Annotated in this window: 11 protein-coding genes; 7 read left to right on the top strand and 4 right to left on the bottom strand. The window is 46.3% G+C overall.

From position 1 onward, the window contains the following. Positions 1-217: 217 nt before the first annotated feature. The 3 genes from NDI48_11535 (at position 218) to NDI48_11525 (ending at position 2,803) form a co-directional block, all read left to right on the top strand. A complete protein-coding gene (locus tag NDI48_11535; GenBank protein ID MEP0831840.1) occupies positions 218-916 on the top strand; it encodes a sugar transferase in 699 nt (232 codons plus the stop codon). A 291-nt stretch (positions 917-1,207) separates the two neighbouring features. Next, positions 1,208-1,771: a CDP-diacylglycerol--glycerol-3-phosphate 3-phosphatidyltransferase gene (pgsA, locus tag NDI48_11530; GenBank protein MEP0831839.1), complete on the top strand. Its 564-nt coding sequence runs from the start codon at positions 1,208-1,210 to the stop codon at positions 1,769-1,771. A 93-nt stretch (positions 1,772-1,864) separates the two neighbouring features. Further along, positions 1,865-2,803, top strand: coding sequence for a DUF2382 domain-containing protein (locus NDI48_11525; GenBank protein ID MEP0831838.1), 939 nt, complete (start codon positions 1,865-1,867; stop codon positions 2,801-2,803). Positions 2,804-3,126: 323 nt separating this feature from the next. On the opposite strand, the gene NDI48_11520 is transcribed toward NDI48_11525, so the two are convergent. Next, positions 3,127-4,062, bottom strand: coding sequence for an NAD-dependent epimerase/dehydratase family protein (locus NDI48_11520; GenBank protein MEP0831837.1), 936 nt, complete (start codon positions 4,060-4,062; stop codon positions 3,127-3,129). A gap of 782 nt (positions 4,063-4,844) precedes the next feature. Here NDI48_11520 and NDI48_11515 point away from each other — a divergent pair. Then, positions 4,845-5,618: a histidine kinase gene (locus NDI48_11515; GenBank protein MEP0831836.1), complete on the top strand. Its 774-nt coding sequence runs from the start codon at positions 4,845-4,847 to the stop codon at positions 5,616-5,618. Positions 5,619-5,851: 233 nt separating this feature from the next. Here the strand turns inward: NDI48_11515 and surE are convergent, their stop codons facing one another. After that, the gene (gene surE / locus NDI48_11510; GenBank protein ID MEP0831835.1) at positions 5,852-6,529 is read right to left on the bottom strand and encodes a 5'/3'-nucleotidase SurE; all 678 of its coding nucleotides are present in this window, start codon (positions 6,527-6,529) and stop codon (positions 5,852-5,854) included. Positions 6,530-6,594: 65 nt separating this feature from the next. Here surE and NDI48_11505 point away from each other — a divergent pair, with 65 nt between their 5' ends. After that, positions 6,595-8,061 carry a HEAT repeat domain-containing protein gene (locus NDI48_11505; GenBank protein MEP0831834.1) on the top strand — a complete coding sequence of 489 codons (1,467 nt, stop codon included), beginning with the start codon at positions 6,595-6,597 and terminating at the stop codon, positions 8,059-8,061. A gap of 286 nt (positions 8,062-8,347) precedes the next feature. After that, positions 8,348-8,932 (top strand): DUF6174 domain-containing protein, encoded by a 585-nt coding sequence (locus NDI48_11500; GenBank protein ID MEP0831833.1) that lies wholly within the window; start codon positions 8,348-8,350, stop codon positions 8,930-8,932. Between the two features lie 77 nt (positions 8,933-9,009). On the opposite strand, the gene NDI48_11495 is transcribed toward NDI48_11500, so the two are convergent. Next, on the bottom strand, positions 9,010-9,264 hold the full coding sequence (locus NDI48_11495) for a helix-turn-helix transcriptional regulator (protein MEP0831832.1): 255 nt from the start codon (positions 9,262-9,264) through the stop codon (positions 9,010-9,012). Positions 9,265-9,550: 286 nt separating this feature from the next. On the opposite strand from NDI48_11495, the gene NDI48_11490 reads away from it, so the two are divergent. Next, positions 9,551-10,144 (top strand): hypothetical protein, encoded by a 594-nt coding sequence (locus NDI48_11490; GenBank protein MEP0831831.1) that lies wholly within the window; start codon positions 9,551-9,553, stop codon positions 10,142-10,144. Positions 10,145-10,184: 40 nt separating this feature from the next. Here the strand turns inward: NDI48_11490 and galT are convergent, their stop codons facing one another. After that, positions 10,185-11,186 carry a galactose-1-phosphate uridylyltransferase gene (galT, locus tag NDI48_11485; GenBank protein ID MEP0831830.1) on the bottom strand — a complete coding sequence of 334 codons (1,002 nt, stop codon included), beginning with the start codon at positions 11,184-11,186 and terminating at the stop codon, positions 10,185-10,187. Positions 11,187-11,699 lie beyond the last annotated feature (513 nt).

Genomic DNA, 11,699 nt, shown 5'->3' with positions numbered 1-11,699 from the left:
GCTTAATAAAGCTTAATCTTATTAATATAGCAACGTTCAGGTGTTTTTTTCAATAAAAAAACAAGAACTTTACAATAGCTTTAAAAAAAGGATTTCAATTGTAAAGAATCCGTAAAATAGGCAGAACTGACTATCAATCAAGCTCTTAAAGAAGATAAATATCCGAGGTAGGTAATGACTCGAAAGCCTAACCTTTATAAACAACCGATCGCAAGCCGTGTCTACCATCTTAAAGTCTTCTGCTTCCTGGCCGGTTGACTCATCAGTTCTCGTGAAACCTAGCCAATGTTATAAAGTCCAACAACGTCCACATTACTCAGCGATCAGCAAGCGTAAGCGATTGCTGGATATTATAGGAGCGTTAGTGGGACTAGCCATTACTGCCGTCCTTGCGATCCCGATCGCGATCGCGATTCAGCTAGAGCATCCAGGCCCGATCTTTTATAGTCAAATTCGTTGTGGCCTGAACGGTAAGCCTTTCCGCCTGTGGAAATTTCGCTCAATGGTTGTGGATGCTCACCACCTACAGCATCTTGTAGAGAATCAGGCAAAAGGTAATATTTTCAAAAATAAAAACGATCCTCGTGTGACTCGTGTTGGTCGATTTTTACGCTGTACCAGCTTGGACGAATTGCCGCAGTTCTGGAATGTCCTCAAAGGAGACATGAGCTTAGTTGGGACTCGTCCACCGACGCTGGAAGAGGTGAGGAGTTATCAGAAACATCACTGGGAACGATTAAATATTAAGCCTGGAATGACCGGTGAGTGGCAGGCACATGGGCGCTCTAGCGTCACAGATTTTGAAGAAATCGTTCGCATGGATATTGCTTATCAACAAAAGTGGTCGCTTGCCTACGACCTCAAGTTGATTCTAAAAACTATTTTGGTCGTTGTGTGCAAAAATGGCGCTTATTAAACCTCTTGCAACCTTGAGGAAGGCAGAAGAAGGAGGGCAGAAGGCAAAAGGTTTCGTTCAGATGGGGATTCAGGCTCCGCCTGAACTTCGGGGCTTAATACCCTTACTCCATAAAAGTCGTGGGTTTCATAACGTTCGCGTAGCGTTCTCCATAGGAGTAGGCATTCATAAAAGCATAAAAGCCTTTTGTCTTCACTAAAGCTCCGGTTTGCCTTTTTTGGTCAAAAATGCAGCTTTGGTAGGATTTGAGCTAAGAGTTAAGACAGAAGCGTCTTAATTCTTAGCTTTTTCATGAATTTACCGAACTCGATTACCTTTTCTCGCTTGCTGGGGTTGCCGTTTCTCCTCTACGGCCTTCACAATCCCACAGACCGAATGCGCTGGATCTGTTTAGCCGTCTTTTTGGTTGCAGCCGGAACCGATTGGCTGGATGGTTATTTGGCTCGCAAACTGAATCAAGTTACCGACTTAGGCAAGTTTCTTGACCCATTAGTCGATAAATTTTTAGTATTAGCTCCGTTGTTGGCATTAATTCAGTTGGGTCAGGTACCGGCTTGGGGAGTCTTTCTGATTTTGGCGCGGGAATTGCTGATTGCGGGTTGGCGGATTAACCCCAACCTGACAGGTAGCACGAAAATTAGTGGTGCTAATCTCTGGGGCAAGCTCAAAACTGTGAGTCAGATTTTGGCGATCGCACTTTTAATTGCCCCAACCCCCAATTCCTGGGAAACCCCTGCCTTAGTTGCCTTCTGGATATCTGTTGCCTTCACCTGGATTTCCGGTGCCATCTATCTTTGGCCTCAAAAAAGCAGTCAGCCGGCGGTTAAAAGTAGTGGTTTGACGGTTGATAGCTAGTAGTCCATTTCTCATCCATTAGCCAGAGGAACCAACGTCTTCAGATTCCTAATATAGGCGTACTGGGACATAGATGACTTTGGGGACAGGAGCATGGCTCTTTTCAAAATTGGGGATTTTAATCCACACTATCGCGAAGAAGCGTTTAACGGTGAAGACGTCAAGGGACTTGATGTTTATGCTGGGAGAACCAATGAGAAAATTGGCTCTATTCATGACGTACTAGTAGATGAAACAGGCAGTTTTCGCTATCTCGTCATTGAAACAGGCTTCTGGATTTTTGGAAAGAAGGTCTTGCTTCCAGTCGGTCGTTGCCATGTTGATGCCCCTGCGCGACGCATCTACGCTGTAGGAATTTTCAGCAAAGAGCAAGCCGAAAAATTACCTGAATACGATGACAGTATGACGGTTGATTACGATTACGAAGAACGAGTACGGCACGTTTACCGCACTCCTACAGTAGAAGCCTCAGTTCCTGTAGAGGCACCAGGAATTGCCAGGGTACCGGCTCAATCGGCTACACCACGTCCAGTTTCCCCTCCACCTAGCTCTGTTTCTGAGAACCGCCATCTCTACACCTACGAACATGAGCCTTCACTGTACCAAATGAACGAACAGGAGCATCAAAGCCTTAGACTCTATGAAGAACGGCTGGTTGCCAATAAGCGCCGTCGTCAGACGGGTGAGGTAGCCATCGGTAAGCGGGTTGAAACCGAAACGGCACGGGTTTCGGTTCCGGTAGAGAAGGAACGACTGGTGATTGAGCGCACAACACCTTCAGGTGTTGGGACGACAGTTACTCCTGGTACAGTGGATTTCCGTGAAGGCGAAGTGGCTCACATGAGTGTCTACGAAGAGACGGCGGAAATCGGCAAGCAGGCTTTTGTCCGCGAGGAAGTCACCATCAGGAAAGAAATTGAGCGAAGTACGGTTGATGCGACAGAGACACTTCGTCGCGAAGAGTTAGAGGTAGACGTGAACGGCAAACCCGTTATTCAGCCCCCTCATGACCGTCTCGATCATCGAGTTTAATCGAGTTTGTAGGAACACTTATACCCTTTTTCTAAATACTCAAGACAAATACTTTTCTTGTTCCCCTTGCTCAGGGGGAGAGGGGGTCAGTATTTAGTGCGTTAAAAGTGAGATGGTAAGTTATAAGTAGGTGGGCACAAATAAATGCACGTATGTCAACAAATGTTAAGAGCCTAAAAGCCTCTTCCCTTCTGCCTTCTGTCCTCACTAAAGCTCCGGTCTGCCCCCTGCCTTGCCTCAACGACAAATATTAATGCCCACCTACTTACCATCTCCACACAATTGGCAGGTTAATGGCTGGGTTACGGCTAGTGCCCCCACCGCTAAACTGCTTTTAAAATTTCGTCATCCAGCGAGAAATCCACCTCAGCTTCATGACGCCCAGATGCCTGGTAATCGTGCTGGAAGGAATCTTTAAGACCCGAAATCAGGTCATATTCCGGTTGCCAATTCAACTGAGTCATGGCTTTATGCACATCCGCAAAGAAGTGCTGGACTCGCATGGGGAAGGCTTTGCGTTTGCCAAAATCGAATTTCTTGGGGTCGTAATGCACAATCTTGATGGAGTCAGCGGACTTACCCGTGGCTTCAACACAGGCGCGTGCTAAACCATCAAAGGTAACGTAGCGATCGCCCGATACATTATAAATCTGCCCGATCGCACTCTCATTCCCTAGAACCCGAGACATTGCCCTAGCTAAGTCCTGACAATGACCGAATTGGGTGATGTGCATTCCATTTCCGGGAATAGGGATGGGGCGATCGCGTACAATCCGCTCAAAGAACCATGCTTCTAGGTCATTGTAGTTCTGGGGGCCGTAAATATAGGTTGGGCGAATGGATGTCCAAGGTAAGCCCAACTGTTCCAGGAAAGCTTCGGTTTCATGCTTGCCTTTGTGGCGACTTTTTGGGTCAACTGGGTCACCCTCGATATGGGGTAATTGGTCGGATTTGAGGTAAACGCCCGCAGAACTCATATAGACAAAGTGTTTCACCCGGTCTTTAAAGATTTCGGCTAGGGGTTGAGTATCGCTGAGTTCCCGACCGTTGTTGTCAAAAATGGCGTCAAACTGTTCTTGTGATAATTTGTCTTTAAGTTGGGAGGCGTCGATGCGATCGCCATGAATTTGTTGAATGCCTTCTACAGGTGCTGGTTTCTTACCGCGATTGAACAGCACCACCTCATGACCTTGTTCCACCAAAATTTTAGTTAGGTAGACCCCAATAAACCGGGTACCACCCATGATTAAAATCCGCATATTTCTCCTTTCGTTGCAGTCCCCTTAAGGAATTTTACAGGAGTTGCGCTGCCTTACGCGAACTGAATTGCTTGGGAATAAAAGCCAGATGTTCCCGTGCGATCGCTGAAAGTTTATGTTGATTTTTTCGGACAACTATTATTTGGCATCAGCAAATTAACTAGGTGGAAAATTTAAATGTAAGTAAGCGAGTATCGCTTACTTTTTCGTCATCCCCCTGAAGATATAATCAAGGTAAATGTTCACTCTAAAAGTGGCGTATATTTATTTAGATCTATCTACTTAATTGGCTATTTTTTAAGTAAATCAACAAGATTGCATTACTTCTTGCAAATATTCCTGATACTTAAAAACTCTCTAGAAATATGTATTGAAGAATACAAAAATACGAAGGTAGAATGCTCCTAAGTACAAATACAAGTGGGAATTCGATTCCACTTAATTTGAGGCACCCAATTTCTAGGGAATATGGATGGGAACTCAAACACAAAAGCTTCATTGGGTTGTCCAGAAGACTCGTATGAGTGTCAGAAGAAACAACCAATAAGAGTAGAGAAATCTTCTGATCTCTGCCTTTCAGATTAAAACCGCTTAAGAGTAAACTCGTGAAAAACGACTGTACTACAGAAATAATCTGACCTTCCACACAAGACATTTCCAACGAAACCGTAGACCTCTTTGCATTAAACAAAGAGATAAAACTGGGGCTGTAAATGGCTGAAATGTAGGCTTTATTCGCCCCGGAAAGTTATGCCTGTTTTATTGATTTTGGAGCAAATTCAATGTACGACCTGACAAACTTCACATTAAAAGACATGGTTGAATGTGGGATGACTCTGTGCCAGCAGCGCTTAGGCGCTAAAAGTATGGAGTCTGTCAGTAACAAAATTGTTAACTATTTCTATGAAAATTTGATTGACCAGGAGACTGGGACTCCGGCCTGTGCGCTCGTCCGTTGCTTCAAAACCCATCCTTATGAGGAGCTTGATCTGGAACTGCGCGAATCCGCCAATAGCATGGTGGGCAGCTATTTCCCATCTCCAAGCATGAAGTGCCTGACTCTGCTGGCAACCGCTGGTGACAAACCGGAATGGAACTCAAGATACACATCCGGGGGACATAAAGCTATCCCATTAGTAAGCGAAGATATGGTTGCACAGTTTCCGATGATCTCACAGTTGATCAGACAGTTCGGCTTAGATATAAGCACGGTACTCAGACCCGATCCCAAACTTTTGGTTGGACTGGAGGAGAGGAAACTCAACGTCTTCTATGTACCTCAAGCGGTCGGCAGTTCCTATATTCCAGCCCAGGATTCATTTGTGATTCCCTTTGGCATCAAGTCTGTGCTGGGGTTTGGTGGGCTGTTACCTTCGGGCAATCTATTTGCTATTATTATGTTCTCTAAAGTCCAGATGACGCCAAGTACGACGGATATGTTCAAAACCTTGGCGTTGAATGTCAAGTCAGCATTGTTGCCCTTCGATGGCAAAGCTGTATTTGAAAAGCCGAGCTATAAAGATTCAGTTTTAGACTACAGCAAATTCGGCAAGTGAAGCGCGATCGTTCATTGATAAGCTTTCTCTGTTTTACCGACCTAATGAAGACCAACTAATAGAAACGCCCTACCATGTTCAACTATCTGCCCATGAACATGGTAGGGTTCATGTTGTTTATTGAAAATGTTTTTACCTGGTTGAGCTAGACCTCGACCATAATTTTTATCGTTAGCTTGTGATTCAAGGAGATTGACACTCACGCCTGAGACCATGAGTTTGTGTAGCAGAGGCTAAAGTCGTAGCTGAGTCACGGCAATTTTGCCTGAAAAGCAGACATCAACGTCGCTTCCGGGAGTACGCCCGCGCTTGGCGTATTCCCCAATGTAGTAATAGGAATCTCCCTCGACTCGATACTCGACTGGCAACGGTTGCGTACAGGGTGTACAAAACACCACTTCTGGATCGGGTTCTCCCGGTAGCAGATGCGGCAGGTTTACATTCCAGAAGCACCCCGGTTCCAGGGGATGGTTGAATAATTTCTCTAAAACCTGAGCCGTCCACCGCGCTGCTACATCCCAATCGACATTTACTTTACCTTTGCGATAGTGGGAAACGGCGATACCGGGAATGCCTTGTATGGCAGCTTCCCGAACGGCGGCTACAGTTCCGGAGATATACACATCCATCCCTAAGTTGCCACCGGCGTTGATGCCAGAAAGCACCCACTTGATATTCTTACAAAGATGTGATGTGGCTAAACGGATACAATCGGCTGGAGTACTGCCCACCGCATACTCGGTATCAGAACGGCGATGGACGTGAATGGGTCGAGTGGTGGTGACTTGATGACCACAGCCTGATTGATGGTCTTTAGGAGCCACAATCACGCCTTTGCCATTCACTGCTTTTAGAAGCGCCCGAATGCCGGGAGCGTCTATTCCGTCGTCATTCGTGAGAATCAAGGTCATAATAAGTCGTTAGGGACGCAACAGACAAAACCGAATCTCAAGCATATCCGCAAAATTCAGGCTCAATGAGTTCGATTCAACCTTTTCTAAGATCCCTGAACGCTAAAAATTCGCATGTTCGCGCAAAGGCGGCTCGTGCCTTGGGGAAAATCGGCACGGAAGCGGCAGTTACTGCCTTGCTTGATGCCTTGAATCATGAAGACTTCAATGTAGCTCGGTGGGCAGCTTGGGCGTTAGGGCAAATCGGCTCGGAAGCCGTCATTACTGGGCTAATTGAGGCACTCAACCATCGATCCCCTCAGGTTTACATTTGGGCGACTTGGGGATTAGGGCAAATCCGCTCTCCTGAGGCAGTGACTGGATTGATAGGCGCATTAAAGCATAAAGACTCCCAGGTACGTTGGAGGGCGGCCTCTGCATTAGGGTTTTTCCAGGGTGAAGCGGTCGTGGATGGACTGATCGAGGCATTGCGCGATCGCGAAGCGCTGCCGCCTACGGCAGATCGCCACTCTTATGTTCGCAGAAGAGCTGCTACTGCATTAGGAAAGATTGGCTCCTCTGCGGCTATCCCTGAGTTGCTTGCCGCACTCGACGACGAAGAGTTTTTTGTGCGTAGGGCGGCGACTGAGGCTTTGAAGCAAATCGGCACTGAGGCGGTATTTACGGGACTACGCGGTAAACTCCAGGCTCAAGAGTCTCAGGTTCGTGAGAGAACTGTTTGGGTATTAGAACAAATCGGTTCAGAACCTGCTATTAATCTGCTGCTTGAAGCACTGAACGATAAATATTCCCTGGTTCGTGAAAGGGCGGCTTCGGTTTTAGGGAAAATTGGCCTGGAAGCGGAAAATATAGAGATACTGCAAGCGCTTCAAGATAAAGGCTTCATTGTTCCTAAATCTATCGCTTTTGCCTCAAAGATTGCAGGTTCAGGACTGATACCAGATGCTATTGAGTTGAATCGCACTCCCCAGCTAGCACAAGCAACACCAGAGACCCATACACTACCAAAAATTTTTATCACATCCTGTGACCAAGCAAGCGAACATCTCTTGTCTACAACTAGAGGGCCATTAATCAAACATCTGATCTCGATTGGTAGTCCTGGTGACAAACCTCCTGATGGTTATACCCAAGTACCCCATCGGTTACGACTGGAGTTTGATGATATCAGGGTACCGGATGATGACCCTGAATATGTTCTGGCTACTGCTGAAGATATCCGCAAGGTAATTGACTTCGTTCCTTTGATTTCTCAGGATGGGGGAAACGTCCTCATCCATTGTTATGCGGGTATCAGTCGTTCTTCAGCCGTGGCTTTAACGGTGTGTGCCATGCTACTGGGTGCGGGGAAAGAGGAGGAAGCATTGGCTTATGTATTGGAAGCTAGACCCCTCGCTGTGCCTAATCGGTGGATTGTGGAATTGGCGGATGAAGCGTTAGGGAGAGAGGGCAAGCTAGTAGAAGTCGTCCAAGGTTTTCATGATTCTCTGTGGAAAGATGACAACTTTGATGATTTGGAGTCCCTGGAATAAATTTTTTCTTGAGTAGCAGAGGAGATAACGCTGTGCGATTTGCGATCGCATTCCTAGAAGAGAACATTAGAGATTTTTGAGTTACAAACTTGGGTTGTTCAGATCTCCGACTTCTTCAAGAAGTCAGGGATCTTGACGTTTACTTGATCATGCGAGGATTGCCCAGACCGATAAGCTATCACAAAGGCTGAGATATCCATCGTTGCCGTTTTCGATACATGGCCTAAACGCCCACTCTTTCGCCGATATAACCGAAACAGTGTGAAGTATAGGAAGAGTTCCTCCCATGAAGCCCCCGTGGCGTAGCGTCATTATGACTACGGCTTTACTGATAAGCGGTATCGTCGCTGTTGGTGTAGCCCCAAACTTATTGGCACAGCAAGAACTAGCTAGGGCACAAAGCCGTTGGGCTGCTCGTGACTTTCAGCGTTATCGCATGGTTATCGAGACTGATAACGGGCTTTCTCAAGTCTGTCGGCAAGAGGTTGAAATTAAAAACGAAAGGGTAATTAACGTTGTTCAGGATTGCAAAAAACCAGGGTCATTTGTGGAACAGCCAACAGTGACTATTACAGACCTATTTAATGAACTCGCAAAGTATACATCGAAAACGGAATGCGGCCCAAATGGCTGCGCTTGTGATGGTGTGATTAGTGCCGATTCTAGCTACGATACACAACTAGGATATCCACGCCAAATAGAACTTAAGTTGAAGCGATTGAATTTTGTAGAGCAATGGATGCATCCTCAACGAAGGCAGGAAGCTATAGGTATGCTTAGGGGTGGGTCTTGTACGTTGATTGGCTTCGTCGGACGTAAATTCAAAGTCGTTTCCCTGACACCGTCGCCAGCCGCACCAAAAAACCCCTGAAGTCTAGACTCGATCGCTTAGATTTTGGGAGAGGATGACGCTTCCTGATTCTCAATCCTTATAAGAGGCGATCGCTCCTAACCCCCATCATCCGGCACACCCGAAACATCAATCCCGCACGCCTGACAGATTACCTTAAGCGAAACCTTGTAAGCACGAGCTAGTCCCACAGCATTCTCAAGGTTTGGCTTGGCGTTACCGTTTTCCCAATCACTGACTCTGCGTTCTGAAACTCCAATTAGTAGCCTCAACTGAAACTGCGTTAGCTGATTCTGCTCTCTGAGTTGCCTCAACAGAGACTTCTCCTGTTGGTCTTGATTTTCTTGACTCATTCTAGACGTACTGCTCATGAAGTTTATGTCTTGACGTTTTGTTTAACCAGACGTAAACTTCAAATTAGTGAATACGAAAAAACCAGCTAGTCTCGCTGGCTCCCTCAAGATACAACACGGCTGACTGGTCTCCTTTAAAAGTGTCTCACTATTGAGTTCAAAGGGTGCCTATGGAGCAATAATTTCCAGTTTGTATCTTCTTCCATTTGGTCACAAGCACGGCGATTGCTTCACTTGCCCGTGTAAGCGGTCGCCTTACTTTAACACCCACTATCAGCAATCTACCATGTCCCAGAACTTAATTACATCTGGGGTCATTGACCCTGCCCAATTACCCTTAGAGCAAGTACGCCAGGAAGTCGCCGCCCTGCTGAAAATTTCCCTAAACCAAATCGAACGCCTAGAGTGTTGGCCTCACCAAATTTGGGTGAAGTTAGTCGAATCTCGTGCTAAATTCGTCAGTTATCGCCGCTTGCCTCTCTGGATAAAACAGGGACTCGATGCGATCGCACGCTGCACTTCACGCCCCAGCCTCGACCAGTTGGGCGAAATATTGCGTACCGAACGAGAGTGGTACGATAACCACAAACAGCCCGAAGCCGTGCAACCGTGGCGCAACGCCTGGGCGCAACAAGCCCAACACCTGCGTCAAGAAGAAGAACGTCTCAAACCTGTAAAAGCCCATCAGCAGGCAGGAGTCGAGTGGCAAAACGCTTGGCAACAAATTTTGTACTGTTGCCGAGACTGTATGGGATTAGAGCATATAGCCCCAGAACTGAAACGCCAAAGCCAGGAATTTGCCGATTTGCCAGATGTGGTAGGAGCGATCGCACAATTGTGGCAACAGCGCTGGCAGCAACTCTCTCAAGCTACGGCCTAAAACCCCCACATTTTTTCCTTGACAAGGCTAGAAATGTTTATTAAGACAAGCCATTTAAAAAATCGGCGTCTATTTCTGGAAGAGAGGGGTTAATACTAATGCCTGTTGCCAACTCAAAACCTGCCGGAGTCGTTAGGCGAGGTTGAATTTGACAATACCAGTGTACCTGAGGTTCTTCCGCTTTGTATCGAGCCGCTGTATTGATCACGTAGTTGTAATCAGGGTCATTCAATTTATCGTACAAATTCCGAAGAACGCTCTGCAAAATTAAGGCAAAATCGGATTTTTCCTGTTCAGAAATACTGCCAAAGTCAGCTTGATGATTTTTCGGCATAATCCAGGTTTCAAAAGGAACCTCAGCAGAAAAAGGAACAAAGGCTAAAAACGAGTCATTTTCCTGAACAACTCGCCTGCGGTTTTGCAATTCAAACTCCAAGATGTCGCAGTACACACACCGTCCCCAGACATCAAAGTAGCGCTGAGCCTGTTCCTCTCGGTATCGACGATGCTGAGGAACCACACCCGTCACGATAATCTGAGAGTGAGGATGCTTTAAAGAAGCACCCGCCCGCTCACCATGATTGCGAAAAATAATCGCCATCATATTCTCATGGGCTACCATCAAATCGAGGTAACGTTTGTGATAAGTTTCAATCACAATCTCTACTTCTTCTTGTGACATTGTAGCGATGTGTTTGTCGTGTTTTGGGCTTTCAACAATCAACTCATGTTGACCATAACCGGGCATCGCGATATAAATTCCTTCAGTGGAACGGTGAGTATGTTCATGGGGAGTTAAGGCAGGAAACTTGTTAGGAACTACTCTGGTTTGCCAAGACGTTTGCTGCTTGTTCGGTATCTCCAGAAGAATCGTCTCTAACATAGGCTCCGTACAAAAAGGGCATTTTCGCTCCTGGCTTACTGGGGGTTGTGGGGCCTGACTATTTTTTTTCTGAAAATCTTGGGGGCGTTTACGCCGACCGGGTGCATAAATGACCCATTCTCTAGTTACTTTATTAAGCCTGATTTGACCGTCTTGCATAATCTAAAGTTGAATGCTTCTTTTATGATTACTACTATTTAATCTGAAGTATAAGGATGAAGGATAAACTATGGAGGAAGCAATACTATCCCCACCGGAAAAACCTAGTGGACAACCTAACAAGCGTCGTGGCGTCTCCCCATTTTCCCCTCACCCTTATTTATTTCTATCCCCAACATCAAAACAGAAGGTCAGGTTCAACAGGAGTGTCATCATTAACGGACTGTTGCCAAGCACTTCTTTTTGGACAGCGCTCAAGGTACGATGGGCTGTGGTGATACCCTAAAGCGTTGCTACGCTTGAGTATCGACTCCGCTTTCCTAAACGCGTAAGTTCTCCAACAAGAATATCTAACTGAGCCCTAGCAGTGGGATACATTTTTTCCTCAGGAGCAGTTCACGAGGGCTTACCCACCCGTTTATAGATGAAAGAAACATGATCACAATTTCTCCTTCTCCTCTCCTCATCCTGATTAAAGCTCCGGTGGTCATCTCCACTCCTATTTCTTAGAAG

This window comes from Microcoleus sp. AS-A8, from assembly GCA_039962225.1.
GTDB lineage: Bacteria > Cyanobacteriota > Cyanobacteriia > Cyanobacteriales > Coleofasciculaceae > Allocoleopsis.
The sequence above is the reverse complement of the archived record's forward strand: the minus strand, read 5'-3'. Positions and strand labels throughout refer to the sequence as shown.

Excerpts from the sequence above, each read along its gene's own strand:
- pgsA (MEP0831839.1), top strand. The coding sequence starts at position 1,208 with ATGAATTTACCGAACTCGATTACCTTTTCTCGCTTGCTGGGGTTGCCG.
- NDI48_11495 (MEP0831832.1), bottom strand. The coding sequence starts at position 9,264 with ATGAGTCAAGAAAATCAAGACCAACAGGAGAAGTCTCTGTTGAGGCAA.
- NDI48_11520 (MEP0831837.1), bottom strand. The coding sequence starts at position 4,062 with ATGCGGATTTTAATCATGGGTGGTACCCGGTTTATTGGGGTCTACCTA.
- NDI48_11490 (MEP0831831.1), top strand. The coding sequence starts at position 9,551 with ATGTCCCAGAACTTAATTACATCTGGGGTCATTGACCCTGCCCAATTA.
- NDI48_11525 (MEP0831838.1), top strand. The coding sequence starts at position 1,865 with ATGGCTCTTTTCAAAATTGGGGATTTTAATCCACACTATCGCGAAGAA.
- NDI48_11515 (MEP0831836.1), top strand. The coding sequence starts at position 4,845 with ATGTACGACCTGACAAACTTCACATTAAAAGACATGGTTGAATGTGGG.
- galT (MEP0831830.1), bottom strand. The coding sequence starts at position 11,186 with ATGCAAGACGGTCAAATCAGGCTTAATAAAGTAACTAGAGAATGGGTC.
- NDI48_11505 (MEP0831834.1), top strand. The coding sequence starts at position 6,595 with ATGAGTTCGATTCAACCTTTTCTAAGATCCCTGAACGCTAAAAATTCG.
- NDI48_11500 (MEP0831833.1), top strand. The coding sequence starts at position 8,348 with ATGAAGCCCCCGTGGCGTAGCGTCATTATGACTACGGCTTTACTGATA.
- surE (MEP0831835.1), bottom strand. The coding sequence starts at position 6,529 with ATGACCTTGATTCTCACGAATGACGACGGAATAGACGCTCCCGGCATT.